The 24,873-nt window shown below is 36.1% G+C and carries 14 protein-coding genes; 2 read left to right on the top strand and 12 right to left on the bottom strand.

Going from position 1 to position 24,873, the window contains the following annotated elements; genetic code table 11:
* Window positions 1–85: 85 nt before the first annotated feature.
* The 3 genes from BCI01S_RS08855 to BCI01S_RS08865 all read right to left on the bottom strand — a co-directional run bounded on the left by BCI01S_RS08855 (window position 86) and on the right by BCI01S_RS08865 (window position 3,594).
* Window positions 86–430: a hypothetical protein gene (locus tag BCI01S_RS08855; RefSeq protein WP_061798168.1), complete on the bottom strand. Its 345-nt coding sequence runs from the start codon at window positions 428–430 to the stop codon at window positions 86–88.
* A gap of 386 nt (window positions 431–816) precedes the next feature.
* Entirely contained in the window at window positions 817–2,082 is a 1,266-nt protein-coding gene (locus BCI01S_RS08860; RefSeq protein ID WP_061798170.1) for a M20/M25/M40 family metallo-hydrolase, read from the bottom strand.
* Window positions 2,083–2,277: 195 nt separating this feature from the next.
* Window positions 2,278–3,594 carry a CapA family protein gene (locus BCI01S_RS08865; RefSeq protein WP_061798172.1) on the bottom strand — a complete coding sequence of 439 codons (1,317 nt, stop codon included), beginning with the start codon at window positions 3,592–3,594 and terminating at the stop codon, window positions 2,278–2,280.
* 234 nt (window positions 3,595–3,828) lie between these two features.
* Here BCI01S_RS08865 and BCI01S_RS08870 point away from each other — a divergent pair, with 234 nt between their 5' ends.
* Window positions 3,829–5,124 (top strand): helix-turn-helix domain-containing protein, encoded by a 1,296-nt coding sequence (locus BCI01S_RS08870; RefSeq protein ID WP_047942108.1) that lies wholly within the window; start codon window positions 3,829–3,831, stop codon window positions 5,122–5,124.
* A gap of 54 nt (window positions 5,125–5,178) precedes the next feature.
* On the opposite strand, the gene BCI01S_RS08875 is transcribed toward BCI01S_RS08870, so the two are convergent.
* Complete coding sequence (locus BCI01S_RS08875) at window positions 5,179–5,463, bottom strand: hypothetical protein (RefSeq protein WP_047942107.1); 285 nt, start codon at window positions 5,461–5,463, stop codon at window positions 5,179–5,181.
* A 392-nt stretch (window positions 5,464–5,855) separates the two neighbouring features.
* Between BCI01S_RS08875 and BCI01S_RS08880 the strand changes: the two genes are divergently transcribed.
* Window positions 5,856–6,743 (top strand): EamA family transporter, encoded by an 888-nt coding sequence (locus BCI01S_RS08880; RefSeq protein WP_095259256.1) that lies wholly within the window; start codon window positions 5,856–5,858, stop codon window positions 6,741–6,743.
* A gap of 251 nt (window positions 6,744–6,994) precedes the next feature.
* On the opposite strand, the gene BCI01S_RS08885 is transcribed toward BCI01S_RS08880, so the two are convergent.
* From BCI01S_RS08885 to BCI01S_RS08920, 8 genes are all read right to left on the bottom strand, one after another.
* Window positions 6,995–15,556 (bottom strand): SpaA isopeptide-forming pilin-related protein, encoded by an 8,562-nt coding sequence (locus BCI01S_RS08885; RefSeq protein ID WP_061798174.1) that lies wholly within the window; start codon window positions 15,554–15,556, stop codon window positions 6,995–6,997.
* 206 nt (window positions 15,557–15,762) lie between these two features.
* A complete protein-coding gene (locus BCI01S_RS08890) occupies window positions 15,763–16,875 on the bottom strand; it encodes a response regulator (RefSeq protein WP_061798176.1) in 1,113 nt (370 codons plus the stop codon).
* Window positions 16,856–19,945, bottom strand: coding sequence for an ATP-binding protein (locus BCI01S_RS08895; RefSeq protein ID WP_061798178.1), 3,090 nt, complete (start codon window positions 19,943–19,945; stop codon window positions 16,856–16,858). The genes BCI01S_RS08890 and BCI01S_RS08895 overlap by 20 nt, the downstream gene beginning before the upstream one ends.
* 224 nt (window positions 19,946–20,169) lie before the next feature.
* Window positions 20,170–21,489 carry an MmgE/PrpD family protein gene (locus tag BCI01S_RS08900; RefSeq protein WP_061798180.1) on the bottom strand — a complete coding sequence of 440 codons (1,320 nt, stop codon included), beginning with the start codon at window positions 21,487–21,489 and terminating at the stop codon, window positions 20,170–20,172.
* Window positions 21,482–22,624 (bottom strand): amidohydrolase, encoded by a 1,143-nt coding sequence (locus BCI01S_RS08905; protein ID WP_280529783.1) that lies wholly within the window; start codon window positions 22,622–22,624, stop codon window positions 21,482–21,484. Before BCI01S_RS08905 ends, BCI01S_RS08900 begins: the two co-directional genes overlap by 8 nt.
* A 3-nt stretch (window positions 22,625–22,627) precedes the next feature.
* Window positions 22,628–23,368, bottom strand: coding sequence for an amino acid ABC transporter ATP-binding protein (locus BCI01S_RS08910; protein ID WP_061798183.1), 741 nt, complete (start codon window positions 23,366–23,368; stop codon window positions 22,628–22,630).
* Between the two features lie 12 nt (window positions 23,369–23,380).
* The gene (locus tag BCI01S_RS08915) at window positions 23,381–24,058 is read right to left on the bottom strand and encodes an amino acid ABC transporter permease (RefSeq protein ID WP_047942102.1); all 678 of its coding nucleotides are present in this window, start codon (window positions 24,056–24,058) and stop codon (window positions 23,381–23,383) included.
* 14 nt (window positions 24,059–24,072) lie between these two features.
* Window positions 24,073–24,870: an amino acid ABC transporter substrate-binding protein gene (locus tag BCI01S_RS08920; protein ID WP_235844471.1), complete on the bottom strand. Its 798-nt coding sequence runs from the start codon at window positions 24,868–24,870 to the stop codon at window positions 24,073–24,075.
* Window positions 24,871–24,873: the final 3 nt, after the last annotated feature.

Raw genomic sequence — 24,873 nt, forward strand, 5'->3', positions numbered from 1 at the left:
TAGACTTATATATTTTAACTCCCAAAAAAGCCACAACTCCATTTAGAATAGCTCTTTTTCTCCATTTCACTTTTCCTTTATTTTCTTACTTTACTTTTTCGATGCTTATTATTTCTGTTAAAGAAATCAATATGATTTGATGCTCTCCGTTGCTATAATAAACCAAAGCTCCCTCTTGTTCTCCCTTTTTCCAACCATATGATTGTATGGCTTTTGCATATCCAAAGGGAATACCATGTTCTTCTGATGCGCTTGACCATTTATAAGTTTTTGTCGTTTCATTTACTCTAATTATTTCAGCATTTCTAGGAACGGGGAAGCCGAAAAAATCTTTGGAAGATTGATAAGGAAAATAGATAAATAAATAATAGCAGCCTCCTATTAACAGAATTACTAAAGCAAATATCAAAACTACTTTTTTCTTCAACATGCTTTCCCTTTCTAAAGCATTTATTTTAAAATCCTAATATTTATATTCATCATAATATTAACAAAAAAACTTTACTTATTAAAAGTACTAAAAAAAATCAGATTAATCGATAGTTCTTCAACTACTGCTTAATATGTATGCATAGCACCATTCTATCAAGAAGAGCCCTTTTATTATTAGCGATCCCTCTTGCATACCGTAACGAATTTTTGACGAAAAAGAGTCACTTCCCCATTATTGATCAATCGGATTTTCTTCTATTGCGACTAATTCTCCATCTGCTCCTAAGCCTTTCAAATGGATCTTGCCACTACTTCAGCCGTTTCTTTAATACCTCGATTAGCTACACTTGGCTGCTTACCAAAGTTAAGCAGCCATTTAAGATTTTATTTACCTTTCTCCAATAGTGGAGCGGTAACCTGTTCTAATCCAACTAAGCCGAGAATTGTTAATAATATTTTTTGTGCCCCAGTATAAGCGCCGGCAGGGTTATAATATTCCTGCAATGTATGGAATCCTCCACCTTCCCCACCGCCGCCGAGCGTTAAGGCTGGAATCCCTAAATGAATAGGAACGTTCGAATCAGTGCTACTCGCCTGATCTAGAATCGGTTCAAACCCTAGCGCTGCTGTCGCACATTGAGCAGCTTGCACAATGACACTATTTTTATCTTGTGATCCCGCTGGACGATCACCTACCTTTTCTATCTGAAGACTAACTTGTGCTTCCACATTCCAGCGAGCATTTTCTTCTTCTTTTGCTTGCTCCATCAAATGTAAAAATTTACTTTCGATTATTTCAAGTTCTTCTTGTGAATTCGAACGTAAATCAACTAGCATTTCCGCTGTTTCCGCAATCGTATTAACAGATGTTCCTCCCTTTATCATGCCTACATTAAACGTCGTCTTTGGTTCAATAGGTGTCGCTAGGTCAGAAATTTTGGCAATTGCTCGCCCTAATGCATGAATGGGACTTGGAATACCGAAATTCCCAAAGCTATGCCCACCAGGTCCTTTAAATAAAACATTAAATCTTTTGCTTCCTGTGCCTAAATAAGTGATACGACTTGGATCCCCAGGCTCAATCGAGATAAAACCATCTATATCTTGACGACTTTCAAATAATGATTTCACCCCTCTTAAATCTCCCAGTCCTTCTTCCCCCACTGTGGCACCAATAATAAGATCCCCTTCTGTCTTTATCCCCGCCACAGCAAGCGCTCGAATAATGGTTAAAACAACAGCTAACCCTCTTCCATCATCACAAATCCCCGGAGCATAAATTAATCCGTTTTTGCGGACTGCCTTTACATTTGTCCCTCTTGGAAACACGGTATCTAAATGAGCACAAACAACTAAGGAAGGACCTTTCCCGCTTCCTGGCAGCACACCAAAAACATTTCCTACTTCATCTGTAGTTACTTCCCTAACACCTAACGCTTCTAATCTCTTTTTATACCATTCTCCTTTTTCCTTTTCTTCAAAAGTTGGTGCCTCTATTTCCGTCAGTTCAATTTGTTCCTCAGTTGTTGCTTCATTATCCTCTTCTAAAAACTCTAGTGCTTTTTGGACTTGCTCATTCTCAGCAAGTAGTTTATATACTTGCCCCACCTTCTTGGTAACCCCCTCTGTTTTCTGCTCAACATTTGTCATGAAATCTGCACTCCTCTCTCACTTTTTAATCAATCATATAAATGAAAAGCAACAACATGTTTATCGTTAATTTGTAATTTCCGAAGGCACTTCCTGCTTACATCGATCCATTCTAAATGGACATCTTATATTGAAATACACTCCTTATTAAGAACTTAAAAGCTTTTTCCTCTATTTTAAAAATATTCTGTCTTTTCAAATTGCGGTTGTATGCTCTTTTAAACGAATGATCCCTATATTTCCTTCTAGATTGATTTGCGTACCATATGGCTCAGAAAGTTTAGCAAGTCTTTGCAATATGTCCTGATTATCGGATAGAACCGGCCAGCCTCTTTCATATCTTTTCTTCCCATAGCCTAATTCCACTGGGTAGAGCTTTAGTTCTGATAATTCACCTTTTTCCATTGTCCAAACTGGAATAACCGATTCCCAAATTTTATGATTTGTCCCAAACCCAATTGTGTTATTTTTACTTCTTTTATCTAGTGCATCTGCGACATTATCCGTATGACTTAATTGATACTTTTCATAAAAGTCTGTTGGTAAATAAGGTACAGTGTCATTTTGAAAAATAAAATTACCTAAGCTGTAAAATATCGGACGATTTTTATAAATTTCTATTCCTCTTAATACATGCGGACCGTGACCAATGACAGCATGTGCTCCTTCATCAATGCATCTTCGAGCAAACTTCTCCAAAAACTGAGCAGGTAGTTCCTTATCTCCTTTTCTCATTTCGTGAGCATGAATACTTACAATAATATAGCGAGCTTGTCTTTTGGCCTGTTTAATACTTCTTATGATCCGTTCCATATCTCTTTCATCCGGTGTAGTCGTTTGTCCTTCTTCTTTGCTTTCTTCGAATAAGTAGTCTCCAAAAGAAAAAATCCCATCGGTTCTTCTTAAAAGAAAGCCTTCTTTAATGGATAATTCTTGAGCTGCATTTATATAAGTGGTTGAGGCTATTTGCTTTAAAGTATTCATATTTTCAGGTGTAATCTGGTGGGTGGTTTTATAACGTAGTGGATTAATGCCAGGTCTTCCCATCATATCTGGGCGTTGCTCTCCTGCTACCCATGACTCATGAAAGGTGGATGTGGCTGATATTAAGGCAACTCTGCCAGGATCTGTCTCTAGATATCTGGGTTCACTCGCATAGGCCAAATTCTGTCCAGCACCTGCATGTACAAAGCCTGACTTATTTAAGTATTTTTCTGTCGCTTTCAATCCATCAATAGAATAATCCAAGGTATGATTATTCGCCCATGCAAGGGTATTAAATCCATAATTCTTTAAATCAGACAGAAGTTCTGGAGACCCCATCGCCCAAGTACCTCCACTTTCTGCTCCGGGAATACCTTCATTATGATGAAGTGTGACTTCTAAATTCGTAAATCGAAAATCAGCTTGATTAATAATTCCAGCAATTTCTTTATAGGATGCAGTTTTGACTGGAAGCTTACGTGTGATAAAGGAATCACCAGTCGCGGCAAATGTAATGATATCTTGCATTTTTCCTCCCCCTTTATTCTTTTGTTAAATTCGGAATATTTCCTTAATTAACCCTTAAATTAAAGTATAGAGAGACAAAATATCAAAGTCAATAACACATGTTAAAAACCCTGTAAGATTATCTGACATAATTTTTCTCTCCAATTATTACAGAATTATTACGGAAATTCAGTTTGCTCATTATTTATTTCCTATAGTATACTCGAGGAAATAATAGTCGGAGGCAATGCAATCATGAAAGCAAAAGCTGGGCTGCTCGGCCCAAAAGACTCGGTCCAGAAAATAATGAATATCGCTAAAGAATTCCAGCCCACTCTAGAAGTTATTCCATGTATTTATAACGAACCAAGTGACTCGGTAGCAATTGTAGAACAAAAGCAGCAATTTGTTGATTTTTGGATATGTACAGGATATACCCCTTACCATTTGACGAAAAAATTTCACCAGCAGCAATTATTTTTTTATCCACGGTTTAATCAAGGCGCTATTGCCATCATCCTATTAAATATTCTTTATAAGGATGGAAAAAACATTGAAAAAATTAGTATCGATAGTTTTTTTAAACAGCAATTTATCGACCTTTATCAGGAAAACCATATTCCTTTAGACCAATTACATTTATTACATAATGTCGGACTCTCAACCAATGACATTGTTGAATATCATACTAATCTCTTTCGGAATAGGAAAGTAGATATTTGCATCACCTCCCTTCGCTCCGTTTATGACAAGCTTGTTTCGCTGAATATTCCTGTCTATCGAGTGACTGCCACAAAAGAGAATATTAAACAAACGATTAGCGAAGGGTTTGAAAAATGGGAAAAGCTCCATTTCCGTAATTCCCAAATTGCAGTCATGATGATAAAAATTGGGGAAATGATGGATACAGCTGCAAAGGATTCGATTTCCTATGATTTACATCGATTAAATTTAAAAATCCAAAATTCCGTATTAGATTTTGCTGAATCTGTTTCAGGGTCTTTTATTACGACAGGTATCGGCAGCTTTATTATTTTCTCGACAAGGGGCTCGATTGAAAGAAACGGTCAACAAGGAATTTCCCTTCTTTCTCAGATAGAGCTGCTTACAGATTCTAAAGCAAATGTCGGAATTGGTTATGGGGATACCGCCATGATTGCGGAGAAAAACGCCATTCTAGCACTGGAACATGCAGAGGCATATGGAACCTATACCGGTTTTCTTGTCGATGATATAGGAAATATTACTGGTCCACTTCAGCAAAATCAAACCATAGGATTTAATTACAGGGTGACAGATGAAGAGCTTAGCAATAAACTCAAAAAAGCAGGAGTGACTATTAGCACCTATAACAAATTGATCTCTATCCAAAAAAATACTGGAAAACATGCAATAACTGCATCAGACGTAGCTGAATGGCTCAAAATGACACCAAGAAATGCTAGAAGAATACTGACAAATTTAAAAGAACAAGGACTAGCCAAAATAATCGGCGAAGAAGTTCCTCTTACAAGAGGAAGACCAAGAAAGATATATCAGATTGGTACATAAAAGGACGGTTCTTATGAGTCGGATGATCTCACTAGAACCCTCCTTCTGCTTCCCTTAATTACTGATCACTTCTAAAAGTTTGTTAATATCTTCTGTAGAAGCCGCATAGAGATGGACATGATTATTCGATCTTACTGCGAAATAGACATTGTTCTTTTTACCTGAGTATCCGTATTTTAATAGATTTGAATATTGCTTGGAACTTAGCTGCACTTGCAGATGTATCCCATTTGAATAATCCCCTCCCGCTCCATAGAAATTAGTATTCTGTACCTGATTTACATGAAGCTCATTTACAATTCCATCAACACCTGAAAACGCTTGATCATCAGAACACATTTCAATTCACTCCTCAAATTCTTTTTCTCCCCTTATTGTACTCCACATAGATTCGAAAAAACCTTATTTGTGTACTAATTCACATACATTTCATAAAGGGAAGCAAGAGAAGTTCTTCCGTTTCCCTTTTTAGCTAAAAAAGATTATTTTGAATTTTTCTCTTAACATGTTTCTTGTTTTTATCCTTAGTTAAATGCCCACGCTAGAACTTATCCTCTTTTTCTCTTTCTAACCCTTTGACAACGAGCAGGCTTGTTCTTATAATAAATGAGGAATGTAATAATAAAACCTGATGTAGGACGTGGATTTTTCTAGAGGAAACTCTATTTTCGCCACACGATTGTCTTTTGACAATTGTGTGGCTTTTTATGTTGAAAAGGAGGAAATTTATTTTGGCAAAATGGAATTATGCTTTAATCGTTTTTTTAGGTGGCTGCTGTTACGGAATTTTGTCTACATTTGTTAAACTTGCCTATGCTGCTGGATTTTCGGCAGCTGAAGTAACAGGTGCACAATATTTATTTGGTACAGCCATTACATGGATTCTTGTATTACTTACAAAGAAATATAAAGTAACGTTCATGCAAGCTATTAAACTCTTATTATCTGGTATTCCGTTTGGGATGACAGGAATTTTCTATTATCAATCCTTACAAACAATAAATGCTTCCCTTGCAATTATTTTACTGTTTCAATTTGTTTGGATTGGCACGCTTTTCGAAATGGTTATTTATAAGAAAAAGCCTACAAAGGAGAAGGTCATCTCGATTATTATTCTTCTATTCGGCTCTGTTCTCGCAGGAGGCATTTCTTTAGAAGGGGGCATGGATATTTCCTGGCAAGGTGCCGGTTGGGGATTACTTTCTGCCTTCACCTTTGCTACTTTTATTTTTCTTAGCGGATCTGTCGGAAAGAACACTGCTCCTCTCCTAAAGAGCGGCCTTCTTTCCGTAGGTGGCTTATTCGTTGTTTTTCTAGTATTTCCACCGGTTTATTTAATGGATTTCTCTACGTTAATAGGGGTAGCACCATATGGATTGCTGCTTGGAGTTTTCGGTGCAGTTCTTCCGCCTCTGCTCTATTCTATTGGAATGCCACAAATTGGACCGGGACTTGGCACTATCTTAACAGCTTCTGAGCTTCCTGTAGCTGTCTCGATGTCTGCACTCGTTTTAGGAGAACAGGTTGGCATGCTGCAATGGATCGGTGTTGCCTTAATATTAGGAGGAATCGCTTTTAGTAATGTTCGACTATCCAAAGCAAAAATAGCTTCCTATTAAGGGACATTCTACCGATTCCCTCTAAAAACCTATTAAAACGAATAAGAGGATATATCTTTATAAAAGTAATTAATGGGTATTAATTACTCCTATGAAATCGAGTGTCGGGAAAATAGCACAGAAGGAATCCCACTAAAGAGAACTTACATCGACTAGATGGTTGCTATCTCTAGCACACTAAAAAAAGCAGCTGACAATTCAGCTGCTTTCTCTATTATTAGCTTACGTTGAAGATAGTAGATTTCTGTTTCTTAATTTCCTCTTTTTCTAATTCTAATTAAAACAGAAAAACCTATTAAGAGCACTCCTGCTAAAATGTAATTGAAGTAACTTGTTGCTGTATCAGGAAGCGTCTTTCCAGGGTTATTTTTCGAACCAGAAGAATCTTCCCCTTTAGTACCACTCTCATCGTCAGACTCTTTCGTTGGTTTCTGTTCTCCGGAAACTATCTTTTCGTTTGCTACTTTAACAACAATTGGTTCTTGCTGCCCTTTGGTAATTTCAAACATGATTGGCTCTGATAACTTCTTATAGCCATTAGGTGCTTTCGTTTCAAATAAGAGATATTCACCAGGCAATAAATCTATTAATTCTAAACTGCCATCTCTCCCGCTAATTCCCTCTTCCATGATGATATTACCTTGTTTATCAGTTAACTTGAAATGTGCATTTTCTAATGGTTGATTTGTTTTCTCGTCCACCTTCTTCACTATTGCACTTCCCAGTATTAACTTATTAGTGACCATAAGTTCTAATGTCTTCGCCTGTCCTTTTTCGATAGTGAAGTCAATCGGATCACTATTTAACTGGTAGTAAGCTGGTGCTTTCGTTTCTACCATTTGATACTTCCCTGGTTTTAAGCCTTCGATGCGGATTTTTCCATCCTTATCTGTCTTTAAGCCTTCTTGGAGTACTTTCCCTTCTATATCTTGAAGAACAAACTCCGCTCCTTCTAAGACAAGGTTTTTGTCATCTGCATCAACTTTCGTTAATTCTACCGAACCTGGTATTAAGCTATTCTCGGCTACTACTTCCAATGCTTTTGCTTGCCCTTTTTCAATGGTAAAGGTAATCGGCTCACTGTTCAATTGATAGTAAGCTGGTGCTTTCGTTTCTACCAATTGATACTTCCCTGATTTTAAACCTTCGATAAGGATTTTTCCATCCTCATCAGTCTTTAAGCTTTCTTGGAGTACTTTCCCTTCTGTATCTTGAAGTTCAAACTCCGCCCCTTCTAAGACAAGGTTTTTGTCATCTGCATCAACTTTTGTTAATTTCACTGCTCCTGCTGTTAATTCATTAGTTGCTGTGATTGGTACCATTTTTACATCAGCTAATGTTTTACTCTTGGAGATAGTAAAAGGGATTGGCTGCTTATTTAAATCATAGTTTTTCGGCGCTTTCACTTCCACAAACTGATAATCACCTGGTTTTAAATTTTCTACCAGAATTTTACCTGCTTTATTTGTCACTAAGCCTTCGATTAAAACATTCCCTTGGCTATCTTTCAGCACAAATTCCGCATTACTTAATGGTAAGTTTTGTTGATCGGCATCCACTTTTGTTAGTTCCACCGAACCAGGTATTAAGCTATTCTCGGCCTTCACTTCCAATGTCTTCCCTTGCCCTTTTTCAATCGTGAAGACAATCGGATCGCTGTTTAACTGATAGTAAGCTGGTGCTTTCGTTTCCACCAATTGATACTTCCCTGGCTTTAAGCCATCGATGTGGATTTTCCCATCCTTATCTGTTATTAACCCTTCTAGAAGGTTTTTCCCTTCCATATCTTGAAGCGCAAACTCTGCTCCTCCAATAACAAGATCGTTCTTATCTGCATCTACTTTTGTTAACTCTACTGCTCCTGGTGTTAATTCATTTGTTGCTATAACTGTCACTTTCTTTACTTCTGCTGCTGTACTGCTTTTTGAGATTGTAAAAGGAACAGGCTTTTTATTTAAATTATAATTTTTTGGTGCCTTTACTTCTACAAACTGATAATTTCCTGGTTTTAAATTTTCAACTAGGATTTTACCTGATTCATTTGTTACTAAATTCTCAAACAGGATATTGCCTTTATCATCTTGAAGGACAAACTCAGCCCCACTCAGATATTGCTCTTGTTGATCAGCATCTACCTTCGTTAATTCTACTGAACTAGTAATTAAACTGTTCTCGGCCGTTATTTCTAATTGTTTTTCTTGTCCTTTTTCAATTGTGAAGACAATCGGATCACTGTTTAACTGGTAGTATGCTGGTGCTTTCGTTTCTACCAATTGATACTTCCCTGGTTTTAAGCCTTCGATTCGGATTTTTCCATCCTTATCTGTCTTTAACCCTTCTTGCAGTACTTTCCCTTCTGTATCTTGAAGTGAAAATTCTGCCCCTTCTAGGACAAGATTCTTATTGTCCGCATCTACTTTTGTTAATTCTACTGAACCTGGTATTAAGCTATTCTCCGCTACTACTTCCAATGGCTTCGCTTGTCCTTTTTCAATCGTGAAGACAATCGGATTGCCGTTTAACTGATAGTCAGCAGGTGCTTTCGTTTCTACCAATTGATACTTCCCTGGTTTTAAGCCTTCGATTCGGATCTTTCCATCCTCATCTGTCTTTAACCCTTCTTGCAGTGTTTTTCCTTCTGTATCTTGAAGTTCAAACTCCGCTCCTTCTAAAACAAGGTTCTTATCGTCTGCATCTACTTTTGTTAATTCTACTGAACCAGTTATCAAGCTATTTTCAGCTTTTACTTCCAATAACTGTTCTTGCCCTTTTTCAATCGTAAAGACAATTGGGTTATTGTTTAGTTGATAATAAACTGGCGCTTTCGTCTCTACCAGCTGATACTTGCCTGGCTTTATCCCTTCAATTAGAAGTTTTCCATCTTTATTTGTTTTTAAGTTACCTAGTATCGTATTACCTTCGATATCCTGCAGCGAAAACTCAGCGTTTTCTAAACGAAGGTTCTTATCATCTGCATCTACTTTTGTTAACTCCACTGAACCAGTGATTAAACTATTTTCAGCTGTTATTTCCAATGCTTTCGTCTGTCCTCTTTCAATGGTGAAAACAATTGGTTTTTTACTTAATTGATAGTAAGTTGGTGCTTTCGTCTCTACTAGTTGATACTTCCCTGGTTTTAAGCCATCGATGTAGATTTTTCCATCTTTATCTGTTTTTAATCCTTCTTGCAGTGTTTTTTCTTCCGTATCTTGAAGTTCAAACTCCGCTCCTTCTAAAACAAGATTCTCATCGTCTGCATCTACTTTCGTCAGCTCAACTGAACCTGGTGTTAGTTCGTTAAATGCAGAAACGGTTACTACTTTTACATCTGCGGCTGTTTCGCTTTTAGAAATAGTGAAAGCTACGGGTTTCTTATTTAAAACATAATCTTTCGGCGCCTTCACTTCTACAAACTGGTAATTTCCTGGTTTTAAATTTTCTACTACAATTTTTCCTTCTTTATTTGTTACCAATTTTTCGAACAAGATATGACCGTTATCATCCTGAAGGACAAACTCGGCTTCACTTAAATATTGATCTTGTTGATCAGCATCTAATTTCGTTAATTCTACCGATCCAGTAATAAGGCTATTCTCGGCAGTCACTTCCAATGCTCTCTCTTGTCCTTTTTCGATTGTAAAAATTATTGGCTTTTCATTTAATTGATAGTAAACTGGCGCTTTCGTTTCAACCAATTGATAGCTGCCTGGTTTTAAGCCGTCAATGCGAATTTTCCCTTCTTCATTTGTCTTTAATCCCTCTTGCAGCGTTTTTCCTTCCTTATCTTGAAGTTCAAACTCCGCACCTTCTAAGACCAGATTGTGATTGTCCGCATCTATTTTTGTTAATTCGACTGAACCCAATGTTAGTTCATTCGTTACTACCTTCAATAGTGGTTTTTCTTGTCCTTTAACAATAACAAAACTAATTGGGCTTTCCACTTTTTTATAGCCAAATGGCGGTTTTGTTTCAACGAATTGATAGTTGCCTGGTTTTAAGCCATCAATGAATATTTTTCCTTCTTCATTGGTGATTAGTCCGCTTTTGATGCTATTACCTTCTTGATCTTGTAATTCAAATTCAGCGTCCTTTAATGGCATCATATCATTATCCGCATCTACTTTAAGAAGTTCAACCGCTCCAAGAATTAATTCATTTTCAACTTGAATGGATAGTACTTCCGTTTGCCCTCTTTCTATCTCGAAAATAACTGGTTCCTTCTCCAATACATATCCAAAAGGAGCCTGTTTTTCGATGAATTGATAAGTGCCTGGTACCAGATTTTCTACTAAAATTTTTCCTTCTTCATCTGTTATAAGATCAGACTTGATTATATTTCCATCTTTGTCTTGCAGCTCAAATACAGCATCTGCTAAAACAATCGAATGATCATCCTTCTCTACTTTTGTCAGTTCAACAGAGCCTGGGATCAACGTATTTGCTGCTGTCACTTTTACTTGTTCTGCATCAGCTGCTGTCTTACTCTTGGAAATCGTAAAGCTGATTGGTTCACTATTTAATTGGAAATCAGCTGGTGCTTTTACCTCTATAAACTGATATTTTCCTGGTTTTAATTGATCAACCGTTATTTTACCAGATTTATCTGTTACTAGTTTTTCCGCAATTAGTTCCCCTGCTTCATTGCGGAGTTCAAACTCTGCTCCTGCTAATGCTTCCTTTGAATCAGCCTGATTCACTTTTGTTAATTCAACGGAACCCTCAACTAACTCATTATAGGCTGTTACCTTAACTGGATCTGTTTTACCATCTTCAATCGTAAAGTCAATGGGCTTAGAATCCAGCTTATAATAATCAGGTGCTGTAGTTTCTATAAACTGATAAGATCCAGGTTTAAGATTTTCTACAAAAAGGAGCCCTTTTTCATCTGTTGTAAGATTCGAGGTTAAAAGCTCCCCGTCTTTCCACAACTGGAATACAGCATTCGCTAACGGCGTTTGCTTGTCATCCATATCTAGTTTCGTTAACTCTACAGAACCGAGTTTTTTATTTTTTGCTACTAGTTCTATCGCCTTCGTTTGATCTTCCTTAATAGTAAAAGCTATCGGTTCCTCATTAAGCTCATATCCATTAGGTGCTTTCGTTTCTATAAACTGGTATTCTCCAGGCTCTAGGTTGTCTCTAAATACCTTGCCTTCCCCATCTGTTGTCAATGTTTCTAATTCAACAAACTTATCGTCAACCTTCTTCAACAACTTAAAAGTAGCTCCAGCCAATGTAGTATCTGTTGAGGCCATATCCACTTTCGTTAACTGTACGGCTTTGATTATTTTTTGGTTCTTTATCGTTATTTCGCTATTCTCTTTTTCAATTGTTATATTTTGTTCTCCATTAATGCCTGCTAAATATCCTTCTGGTGCTTTATCTTCTTTTAAGACATAATCACCAAAAAGCAGTTTGTCAAAAAGGATTTCTCCCTTGTCATCAGTGACCGCTGTTTTTAATGTAATGCCACTCTGCTTATCAACAAGTGAAAAAGCAGCTCCCTGTAATTTTTCCTGACTGCTTGCATCGATTTTAACAACTTTCAAGTTTGCAAGCACTCCAGTTCCATCTCCCATACCAGCTGTTCTTTTGACTATAACAACTTTCTCTGTGGACGAGATTTGCCCTGGTTCGATGTTTTCTCCTGTAATAGAAACATCATTACTAACTGCATCATTTACATTCGCCTGGATATATGACTGATACTCAAGTATATGAGGTTCATTTATTTCTTTCAGAAACACTAGTTTAAATGAACTTGGATCTTCCTCAAGCTGAAGAGAATAGTCCTTTCCTTGAACCAGCTCTTCCCCCTTTGTTACATTCCCTTTCGAATCTACATTAGTTGAATAAAGGTGAAAAGAGTCCTTTAATAACATTTGGTTTGGACTAGGAATATCCTCAATGCTCGCATTCATTATCTGAGATTGGGCAAAATTGATATTTACTTTCCAATCAATTAGTTTTCCGGATTGCGTTCCATCCTTCGTAATATAAGTACCACCATGCGGGATACTAACAGATGCAGATAATTCGGTTTCTTTTGTTTCTCCATCATATAAAACTGCTTTATTATCATATTTCGAACTTACTAACGCTAAATCCTTTAAACTAGTTTTATAGGTAATATAATAGGCGGATTGAATTTCCTCTTTAAATTCAATTCTAAATCCTTTATTACCATTCTCATCTTCCTTGTTGGATATAGAATAGTCTTCACTTGGAACTAGTTCCCCTTTCCCTATTCCATTGGAACCACCTGTTAAATTCATTTTAAAGACTTCAATGGAATTATCTACTAAGCGCTGGTTTCCTAAAATATAATCCTCTACTACCGCATTGCGCAGCAGCTTTTCATTATAATTTATCCCAACGTTCCACGTAATTTCTTTTGTAACTGCATCATAATTCCCATTTTTAAAGCCATTGGATTGAGTAAAACTGTCCGGAGTAAATCTAGATACTACTTCTTTGTTCGCTTCCTCTCCATTTTCATCGATCCATGTCAAAATACCCTTATTTTCAAGGTAATAATGTGTTTTTTCTAGTCGAGTTTCATAGTCAAAAGTTGTCTTGTATTTTATCGTCGTCATGCGATCAATCTTGTGCAAAAATTCAATAGAAAATTTTGCATCACTTGTTTCAACAAGCTTATAGTCTGTGCCTAACTCTAATGTATTTTCTCCACTCTTAATAACTAGACTTTCCTTGTCTAAAGTCAGTCCCTCATTTACAAATATATCGTCTAAATTAACACTGTTCATCTCATACTGATCGTGATTAAATGTTATGGTCCAGTCAATACTCTTATCTTTGTAATTAGGTGTTCCATGCGATTTAAATAAAATACGCTGCCCAATATTCCTTGAAGCCTCTTTTGTTTCATTTGGGGATATAACTGTATTTTTAATCGTTTCTCCCTCAAATACACGGTCAATCGCTTTAGTCTGATATACTATTTTGTAAGCTGTCTTGATATCGTTGTTAAAACTTAACTTGAACCCATTTTTATTATCTTCGTTTATTTCTTGTAGCGTGTATGATGATGCGGGAATTTCTTCTCCCACACTTTCTTTGCCGTCTTCATCTATTGTGACATTGTAAATCTTCAATGATTCCTTCATTAAGGATTGACTATTTGTAAATAGATCTTTTAAAATAGCTTGATCCTTCTTAATTGCTTTTTCGTTGTAATTATATTTGATTTCCCAACTAATGCTTTGCTTATCTGCATCATAGCCAGTCGAACTTTTCTCTAGATGACTTCCTCTATTTACACTTACAGATGCTGCTGCTTCACCCTTCGGATTATTATTTGAAAGAAGGATGGCTTTATTATCAAATTTCTTCTGATTTTCATCTGTAATAGTAGTTTCATAAACTAATCGATAAGCTGTTCCTATTGTATTTTTAAACTTAATAGTGAAATCTTTGTTATCCTCTGCTTTTCCTATTTCATATAAGGATGGATCTACTTCATCCCCTAACGTCATTTGACCATTCAATTTTGTATTAAAATGAAATAATTTTATAGAACCAGCTTTTAATTCTTGGCCTGTTTGAATGGGATCACTTAAAACAACATTCTCCAGATTTTCTAAAGATTTATTAAAATCAACCGTCCATGAAATGCTATTAGCATTATATGCTTTATTTGCGAGCCCGCTTTTTGTCACTGTTGGTCCATTCGGAGTGTATTCAATGGGAATCTTTATTGAGTTGCTGTCTTTAATAGGTGTAATAGTGACTGTTTTTTCTTCATTGACAACAAGCTCTTCACTTAACTTTGTCCATACTTTAAGCGTGCCTTCTATATTAGAATATTGTTCAATAAATTCATTAAATACAATAGTTGCTGTTCCATTTTCCGCTACCGAAAAATGACCAATAACTTGATTATTGAATCGTATTTCCTCTTTATCTACTATATTATAAACCTCTAGCTCCTCAGGTAATGTAAACGTGAAGGTAGCCCCATCCTTATAACCATGGCCATTTTGAAGTTTCCACGTATAATCAACACCAATGTAGGAGTTCTTATTAGGCCTTTCTAGATTGTTTCCATTCTCATCCTCGTAAGTAAGCTCTGCTTTTACAAGGATGTTCTCTTCTATATTTGAACTTTTAATTTCCCTTATATTTACTTCTTTTCTTTCATTTTCTAGTGGTAAATCAGTTATATCCTTTTCTTGTTGACCACTATCACTAGGTTGCTCTTCTTTTAACGCTTCTTCTGTTTCAGGAGCTTTCTCCTGACCTGAGCTATCCTTTTCTTCTTGGCTTTGGATAGATTCTAAACCAACCTCAATAACTTTACTTCCTTCCCTTAAAGTAAATGGAATAGAGAGAGACTTCTCGTCACCCTTTATCTTTTCTGCATTTAGCTTTACTGGTACAGAAAGCAATCCGTTATAAGCCTCTGTAGTTTCTTCCTCTGCGTTAATATGGAGAGTGACAATCCCTTGGGTGGTGATACTATATTCTCCAACTGATTGATTATCACTTGTTACTAATGGTCCCTGCTTCTCTTCAGTCACTGTTAGCTCTGAAGGTATTTGAAATGATAATGCTTTACCCTCTGATACATCGATATCAGCAAGAGACCATTGATATTTCAAATCCAGTTTGGAGTCTAATGTAATTTTATTTGCTAGATTGACAGCATTCCCTTGTTCATCCAATAGATTCACATCTATTAGCGGATTATCATCCAATTCTATTGCTAATACTGATGAAGGTAAAAGAATGCTGCTCATTACCGTTTGCATAATAAAAACAAACAGTAGAAAACTAATACTTATCCTCTTCAACCTATTTTCTCCTTTCAAAATATGATTGCTAGATAAACAAATATTCAAGCTTAGCTTTGATTCTTATTTAGGAATAACAAACTCGTAAAAGACTTGTATTGATTTTTATTTGTCTATCTAAAGCTTTATATAGAGTATCAATACCTTCTGAACAAATTCTGAACAAAAAAAGAGGATATCCCATCCATTTGGGACACCCTCTTTTTCTAAAGTTTCACTATATATTGCTGATACAAATCAAATAATTCTTTGGGTAAATGCAAATCTAGATCACTCGACCACTTTTCTTGAAAATATTCAAAGAAGTGAATTAGCTCCTGCTTACTTTCTTGTTCCCCCAAATATCTAATCGCATATGCGAGATATTTTTCATTATATGGCTCCAGCTCTACTAATTTTTCTAAAGATTTTATAATACTGCTTGATTTTTTTGCATGATCAATTTCTCTCTCAATATATTGATCTAAAAAATTTACAAACTGGGATTTTATTTGTTGTTGTCTCCCAATCGCCCATTCGAAATTTTCTTCCTCCAAGTAATCACCTTTATATAGAGAGAGAACTTCTTCTAACATTTCCTCTGATACCACTTTTTTGGCAAAAATCTCTGATAACCGATCTATATCACTTTCAATGAGGCAATCAAATTTATAATGATCATTTAAATAGACGATAGGATTTTCTAATCCTAATGTTTTGAGTGTTTTCCTTAATTGATAGATAGAAGTGTGCAATAGTGTTAAAGATTTATCTACAGGAATATCTGTCCACAAGTTGTCAATAATTTTTGTCTTATGCACTAATATCCCCTTGTGCTGCCAAAGATAAATAAACAGCTCCTTAACCTTTTTGGTCCGCCACTTCACAACACTTTCATCCTGATCAAGCAGCTGAAATCCTCCCATCACGTTTGCATATAGGGATCTCTGTTTCTTATCAGTTAAAACTTGTGAATCTGCTCGTCCATAAATATGCAGTTTATCAAAAGTTTTTTTCAATCTAGCAATAGTGACAGGTTTTATTAGATAATCTATTGCATTTACTTCAAATGCATCTAACGCATACTGATTATAGGCAGTAACGAAGATGATATCCATGTGGGTTGGCAAAGCGAGTAGCTTTGCTGCAAATTCTAGACCATCCACTTCTCCCATTTCAATATCAAGAAAAACTACATCCACATTTAATTTCGGTAGCTCCTGATAGGCTTCAAGCGGATTGGTAAATGTCTTCACAATATTTACATTCGTTAATCTATTAAGTTGGCGTACTAATACTTCGATCGCCCACTTTTCATCATCAATTATTATGACCCTCATTCCTTCTCACCTCTGGAAGTATGATGATTATTTTAGTACCCTGATGTTCTGTAGACTCGAGTAAGAGTTTTGAGTTTTTAAGCAGTTTCAGCTTCTTTAAAGCGTTGGAGAAGCCCATCCCATTACTCTTACCTTGAAATAACCTATTCCTTGACTCTTCGTTCATTCCTTTTCCATTATCACTTATAATAATGTTAACTATTTTTGGTTCCACTCTTTTTATTATGATAGAAATCACACCTTTTTTCTTGTAAGAAAATCCGTGCTGAACTGCATTTTCGACAAGAGGCTGAATAGTTAAGGCCGGAATTTCCATCTGAATATCTTCTTCTATATCAAACTTCACCTGTAAGTCTTCGCCAAAGCGCAATTGTTCAATTGCTAGATATGCCTGAACCAATTCCATTTCTTCTTGTATAGAGATCAGGGTTGGTTTTCGATATAAATCAAGTTTTCCGCGGAAATAAGTGGATAAATGATATAACCCTTCTCTGGCTCTTTCCATGTCCCTATAACTTAAACCGATGATACTATTTAATGTGTTAAATAAAAAGTGTGGTTTTATTTGGGCATAAAAGTAATTAAGTTCATTGTTTACCGCCTGTTCTGCGGCATTTTTCATCGTTAAAAGCGATGTCACTCTTGCATTTAATTCTTCTGGCTCAATAGGTTTTCGCAAAAAATCATTGGCTCCTCTGATAAAGGACTTTGTTAAATCTGCTATTTGCCCTGAAGCCGTTAAAATTAAAATTGGTAATTCGACTAAATGATATTCTTCTCGAATGATGTTACAGAGGTCATAGCCATTTATTTCGGGCATCATTAAATCTGCCACCAATAAATCTATTTTTCTTTCTTTGATTATTTCCAATGCCATGTTTCCATTATCTACTGCAATTATACTATGGTTAAGCAGTTTTAACAGATTAACAACCACTTTTAAATTTGCATGTTCATCATCGACAACAAGTATGGTATAAGGACTTTTGCCATTTTCGATTAAAGGCAGCGGAAGTTGTAACTTTTCCTTGTTTTCTTGAGATTTAACGATAGACTCCTCTGGACGGACTAGTGTTTCAACTGGCAATTTCTCCCCTGTACTAGCTAAAGGAAGGGTAAAGGAAAATTGAGAGCCCTGTCCCACTTTTGATTTCACAAAAATTTCGCCACCGGATTTTAAGACCAGCTGCTTCGTAATAGCCAGCCCTAATCCCAGTCCATCTGTTCCTCGGTTGATTGTTCTTTCACTTTGGTAAAATGTCGTAAAAATTTGCTCTAGCTCTTCTTCTTTTATTCCCATTCCTGTATCCGTAACAGTGATTTCCATTTTATTATTAATGACATCTGCCGTGATAGTGATTTCACCATTGTCCGTGTACTTAATAGCATTCGAAATTAAGTTATAAAAAATTTGGATAAGCCTAGCCTCATCGACATACACATTGGGCAGATGGGCATTTATCTTGTTGGAAATCGTAATATTTTTATTTACAGGAACCAAAAGATACATCTCTTTTATGACTTCATCTATTATTTTTAAATTTAAACTTTTTGGGAATAATGCAATATTATTTGTTTTTATATCAGAAGCATTTAATAAATCTTCCACTAAATTTGCTAAACGCTTCCCAACATTATGGATCAGTGCTAGGCTCTCCTGATGCTTTATAGAAAGTGGTCCTTCCTTGCCCTCTAGCATCAGCCTAGATAAATTTAAAATTCCATTCAAAGGAGTTCTAAGTTCATGAGAAGTTTTTATTAGAAACTCATCCTTCAATTTATCCTGTACTTGCAGACTCTCTGATAGTTTTTCTATTTTAATAAAAGCCTGATAAAATCGTAGTCCCATAAATAACGCCAGACTTATGGTCATAAATAAAAACAGCACAAGTGGAAGCACACCCATTTCTATATCAAAAAGAAAGTTTACTCCAAGCATAAAACCATAACTGATAAACGTTGTCATGATGACTATGAGAAACTGAGACCCCTCTGATTTATTCTTAAGTGCCTTTATTAAAATTATCCCTATATATATATAGGATGGTGATAAGAATAGAACAATCATTACTTGTTGATAAGAAAGAGGCAAGAATCCCAATAAAATACTATTAAGACCAGGAATACCATATAGTAATCCATTGAGTATAAGCAGGATGCTTATCACTTGGATAATTTTTTGTTTAGAGTACTCCTCAAAGCATCCATGTATAAACCATAAAAAGAAAAGCAAGGCACTGTGGAATAACAATAGCTGTATATTGGTCAAAAAATATATATTTAAATTAAGAATAAAAGACTCTATTATTTTTTCATTTACAAAAGCTAAATACATGCCTTGCATGATGCAAAAAAGACTAAAATATAATTGGTGCATATCCTTAAATAGGTAAAAAAAGGTGAAAAGGTAAAAAATACCCAGTACTAAATAACCGCCTATTAATAAAGTGTCGACTATTCTGTCACTTTCTCTACTATTCAATACTTGTGTTGCTGTTCCAAATTCAATTGACTGTACTACTCCACCTCGTGTGGGATTATAATGACTAGCCACTTGAATAACTACCTCAATCTTTTGGTTTTCACTCCTGCCTATTCCGATATAATTTCGAATATATGGGCGATAATCTGATTTCGCTTTCGATGGGTTGCCACTTTCTCCTGCTTCCAGCCCATTGATAAACAACTTACTTGCATGATTAACATCATTTATTTTAACACCAAATAAGCCATCTTTAGGAACGGTAATGGTAATTCGATAAGTCCCCGCAATAAAAGGATCCTTACTCTTATTATCATTCCATAATCCGGGGACATATCTTAATTCCCTCTCATACGATCCAAATATATCCTTATTTGGAATGGGAGTAATCAGTTGATTTTTATAAAATTCCCATTCACCGTTTAAGTGAATGATATCTTTATTATTAAACGATACAGATGCAAGATTTATTTGCCCATTAGAGATTTTTGCTTCTCTAGTATGATTCGACCAACTAGAATAGACAATGCTTATAATAGAAAGGATAAAGATACAACATGCTATAATAATTCCAATTGATTTTTTCATTTAGCCACCTCAAAATTTCTAGTTCTATTATACCTTGTTATTCCTTTCATGCAGCAGCTATCTGGACAAATTCCTAAAATAAAAAAGGTCCCTAAAACATTAGGCCACCCTTGAATGTTCAAATATGAAAAAAAATGAAAAAAATTTTATCTCTTAAAGATATCCCCCCGGCACAAAAGGACGGTTCTTAAAGGTCAAATGACCTCACAAGAACCGTCCCTCTTTTACCAGCCTTCTATTCCTGCAGCAAAGTACTTGTTTAGTGTATTGGCTTGTTCGCCTAATAATGTGTTTGCTTTATTGGCTAAATCCTTCATTTTAAGTGGCTTACCTGGTGAACCTGTTGGCGCATCTACTCTAGAGACCAACTGTTGACCATCTTTTAACATTACTTTGGCTATACAATATCTACCTTTTGGATAACTAATTTCTTTTACTGGAATTCCATGATCATACTTTCGATGAATTTTTTTTATTCCTGCTTGAATTTCATCGGCAATTTGATTGACAGAAAAATTTTCAATAGATAATGCTTCACCATTTAATAATAAAGCAGCACAGTATTCTACACTAAAACGGCCCTGTTCTCCATTCGTTGGGGAAGTGTAAACTAATGCAGCATCACCATTGGGAGGGAAGTACAAATCGACAGAAGCAACATCTTCAACAGAAAAATTTCTTTGTGCCTGTATATTCTGAATGGCCTCAATGGCATGTGCATTTGCAGAACAACATGGATATAATTTGAACCATAATCCTGGTTTATCTATTGTCCAAGGTTCTCCCCACTTTTCAAAAACCTCGAATGGATTTCCGCTTTGCTCCACATACATAGAAAGTACACCATTTTTAGCTTGAATGGTATTAGCACTTCCGACAATTCCCTTATCAACAAAATGAAGAATCTGCCAAGCACTTTGGGCTGTTAGACCAGCATGCAGCGGTTTAACCATTGTTCCAAATTGACTTCGGGAACCACTTAATTTAGATACGCATAAATTAATAGCTTGCGAGAATTTCTCTGTGTCGAAATGTAAATAATGGGCTCCAGCTGCAACTGCTCCGTAAATACCTGCAGTTGCAGTTGTATGGAACCCTTTTTCATAATGCTGTGCACCTAATAGTTGTGCAAAGCACTTCATCGTCTCTATTCCTATTAAATAGGCTTCATAGAAGCGGTCTCTATCACGCTTCTTTTCTATTAGGGCATGTAATAAGCTCAAAATAATCGCAGACGGATGTCCTCTAATCTCAGAATGAACATCATCTAAATCTAATGCATGTGCAGAATACCCATTAATTAAACAAGCATCAAATGGGTGAACCTTTAAATCAGTGCCTACTACTGCTGCTCCCTCTTCAGTAGGATAAATAGCAGTATGTAAAACAGTGGAAAAATTCATGTCAAACCTCACACTAGCAAAACACGACAGAAAATAATCGAATACTCCCTTTTCCAAATTCTCTTTTGTCTCATTAGTAAGCTCCTGATAAGACGGGGAGGATTGAATCAAGTCGACTATTGATTTTGTTAAATCAGTCATTTTTCAAAATGTTCTCCGCGAGCTTAGCAAAAAATTCAGCGGCCACTTTAATAGCATCTTCCTTTAAATCAAACTTTGGGTGATGCCATTCTTGGGGTCCATCCACTCCCATCCATACGAAAAATCCAGGAATATAGTTTTGATAAAACGCAAAATCCTCCCCACCGGCACTTGGCACAGCATCGACGACATTATACCCTGCATCCAAAACAGTGGTTCGGACAATATCTTCATAATCTTGATGATTGTTTACCACGGGAAGATAATCATCCCAAACAAATTCAACCGAACCACCATTTCCTTCTGCAATAGACTCCGCTAGCTTTTTCATTATTGTCGGAACTGCCTCACGAGCTTTAGGCTGAAATGTTCGAACAGTACCTTCTAGTTTGACTTCATCTGGAATGACATTCCATGTATTTCCTCCATGGATGCTTGTGATACTGACTACTACATTATCAAACAAATCCATTCTTCTTGCGACAATTGACTGAACTGCTGTTACGTATTGACTAGCCATAACAATCGGATCAATAGCACGATGTGGTATACCAGCATGACCTCCGACACCGATAAACCTTAAACTAAATTTATCTACACTTGCCATAAGTCCACCTGATTTTACCCCTATCGTTCCTACTGGCAAATCAGGTTTGTTATGCATTCCAAAAATAGCTTCTACTCCTTCTATTGCTCCTTTTTCTACAAATTTCTTTGCACCTTGAGCAATTTCCTCGGCAGCCTGAAAAATAAATCTTACATTTCCATGTAATTTGTCCTTTTGACTATTGATTAGAATCGCTGCTCCTAAAATAGCAGTTGTATGGAAATCATGACCACAGGCATGCATTTTCCCTTCATTTTTTGATTTAAATGCAACATCTGTTTCTTCTATTATCGGCAAGGCATCAATATCTGCCCGAATAGCAATGGTTGGTCCCGCAAACGCTCCCTTTATTTCCGCAACAACTCCTGTTTCTAGACCAAGTTCAACAATGGCAATACCCTGTTCTGTTAACCATTTTTTGATTAATTCCGTTGTATGAAATTCTTCAAAAGCTAGCTCTGGATGCTCATGCAAATATCTTCGTTTGACAATTAAATCGTTTAATAGTTCAGGAGACATGTTCATGATTTATTATTCATCTCTTTCTAAAGTTTTTAAAAATTGTTTTGTTCTTATATTTTGTGGATGATGAAATAATTCTTTCGGCTCATTTTCTTCAATGATATTTCCATCTGCCATAAAAATCACTCTGTCAGCCACTTCTTCCGCAAATTTCATTTCATGGGTCACAATAATCATGGTTGTATTTTGTTGTGCAATATCTTTTATAACTTGCAGCACTTCTGAAACCCATTCTGGATCAAGTGCTGAGGTTGGTTCATCAAATAAAATGGCATGTGGCTTAACAGCGAGCGCTCTAGCAATGCCCACACGTTGTTGCTGTCCGCCTGATAATGTGGCAGGGTATTGGTGAAACTTATCCTCAAGCCCTACCTTCACTAAAAGTTCTTTCCCTAATTTCTCTGCATCTTGTTTATTCATTTTCTTAGCAACAATCAAGGATTCCGTAACGTTTTGCAAGGCAGTTTTATTTTTAAAAAGGTTATAGTTTTGAAACACCATCGCTGTTTCCTGGCGAAGCTGATGAATATCTTTCCGCCCCATTTTTTGTACATTTACATTTGTCTCGCCTATTTGAATAACCCCTTCATCAGGCAGCTCTAATAAATTCAAACACCGGAGCAATGTTGACTTTCCAGATCCAGACGGTCCGATAATAGCCAACACTTCTCCACGGTTAACTTTTAAATTAACACCATCTAATACTATATTCTCTCCAAACCTCTTTTTTAGATTTGTAACAGCTATCATCCTACTACTCCTTTATGATAAATACGGTTTTTCCATTCTTTTTTCAATAGCCCGCTGAACGAAAGTAACAAGAATAATTAACACCCAGTAAAGCAGCGCTAAAGCCAAATAGGTTTCAAAAAATTTAAGAGAACTAGCAGCAATTATTTTCCCTTGGGCGAAAAGCTCCACTACTCCTAAAGTAAACGCTAATGAGGTTTCTTTAATTAAACCAATAAAAATATTACTTGTTGCAGGAATAGCATTTCGCGTCGCCTGAGGTAGAACAATTCGACGAAAGGCTTGCACTTTTGTCATTCCAACTGATAAACATGCTTCCACCTGTCCTTTATCAACCGAATTCAGTGCAGCACGGAATATTTCTGCTAAAAATGCTGCTTGTTTTAAACTAAGCCCTAAGATCGCTGCTGTTATAGCCGTCATCGCACTTAGAGCTGGAAAGATTTGTGGCAGCCCATAATAAATTAAAAATAATTGAACCAGTGTTGGAATGGCACGAAAAAACGAAATATATACAGCGGCAAGCTGCTTTAATACTGGGATATTCGATCTGGATATCACAGCTAAAATCAATCCGCCAATGATGGCAAAAACCATGGATAGAACAGCAAGAAATAAAGTAAGCGGTATGAATTCCAACAGTTCTGGTAATATATCAACTAAATATGGAAAATCTAAATTAAGATTCATACTGGTCCTCCAAACTATTCCTTAACGGTGATATCCTCGTCTGCAAAATATTTCTTCGATATTTCTGTTAAGGTACCATCCTCACGTAATTTTTTTATTTCAGCATTAAATGCTTTTGCCAAAGCTTCTCCATCTTCATTTTTAAGGAACGGAAAAGCAACATCTTCATACACAAATGGCTCCCCTACAAACTTCAATGGCAAATTTCCTTTTTCAATTTCTGCGATCAAAGAAGATTTAGAGTTAACATAACCATCGACACGTTTATTAATCGCATCATTCATTGCACCATCACGGTTTTCATATGTTTTAGGGATGATGTCAGGATCGAAATTTTCTAAGTTCTTCACATTATTCGAACCTAATACTCCGGATACTGTTTTGCCCTTTAAATCATCTAAACTATCATATGCATTGTCTTTATTTGTAACAATGGTAGCACCTGCATAGGCATACGGCTCTGAAAACTGATACTTTTCTTTTCTTTCATCTGTAACAGCAACAAAGTTTGCCACTGTATCAATTTTTTTGGTTTCTAATTGCCCCATTAAACCTGCAAAGTCTGATCTAACCCACTCCACTTGATAGCCTAAATTTTTTGCGATTTTCTCTAATACTTCTATATCAAAACCTACTAATTTACCATTTTCCTCATATCCATTTGGATAACTTTGTGCGGTTGAACCTACACGGAGTGTTTTTTGCTCCTTTGAGGATCCCCCATTTTCTGTTTTATTATCGTTTCCGCTGCAAGCAGATAATAATAATAAAAATGCTATACTCATGATTACAGTCAGTTTCTTCCACATTATCAA

The organism is Niallia circulans NBRC 13626, from assembly GCF_001591585.1.
In the GTDB taxonomy this organism is placed as follows: Bacteria; Bacillota; Bacilli; order Bacillales; family Cytobacillaceae; genus Niallia; species Niallia circulans.

What these genes read in the sequence shown, in the direction of transcription:
- BCI01S_RS08865 (WP_061798172.1), bottom strand. Translation starts at nt 3,594, where the DNA reads ATGCAAGATATCATTACATTTGCCGCGACTGGTGATTCCTTTATCACA.
- BCI01S_RS08910 (WP_061798183.1), bottom strand. Translation starts at nt 23,368, where the DNA reads ATGATAGCTGTTACAAATCTAAAAAAGAGGTTTGGAGAGAATATAGTA.
- BCI01S_RS08860 (WP_061798170.1), bottom strand. Translation starts at nt 2,082, where the DNA reads ATGACAAATGTTGAGCAGAAAACAGAGGGGGTTACCAAGAAGGTGGGG.
- BCI01S_RS08900 (WP_061798180.1), bottom strand. Translation starts at nt 21,489, where the DNA reads ATGACTGATTTAACAAAATCAATAGTCGACTTGATTCAATCCTCCCCG.
- BCI01S_RS08890 (WP_061798176.1), bottom strand. Translation starts at nt 16,875, where the DNA reads ATGAGGGTCATAATAATTGATGATGAAAAGTGGGCGATCGAAGTATTA.
- BCI01S_RS08870 (WP_047942108.1), top strand. Translation starts at nt 3,829, where the DNA reads ATGAAAGCAAAAGCTGGGCTGCTCGGCCCAAAAGACTCGGTCCAGAAA.
- BCI01S_RS08915 (WP_047942102.1), bottom strand. Translation starts at nt 24,058, where the DNA reads ATGAATCTTAATTTAGATTTTCCATATTTAGTTGATATATTACCAGAA.
- BCI01S_RS08855 (WP_061798168.1), bottom strand. Translation starts at nt 430, where the DNA reads ATGTTGAAGAAAAAAGTAGTTTTGATATTTGCTTTAGTAATTCTGTTA.
- BCI01S_RS08895 (WP_061798178.1), bottom strand. Translation starts at nt 19,945, where the DNA reads ATGAAAAAATCAATTGGAATTATTATAGCATGTTGTATCTTTATCCTT.
- BCI01S_RS08875 (WP_047942107.1), bottom strand. Translation starts at nt 5,463, where the DNA reads ATGTGTTCTGATGATCAAGCGTTTTCAGGTGTTGATGGAATTGTAAAT.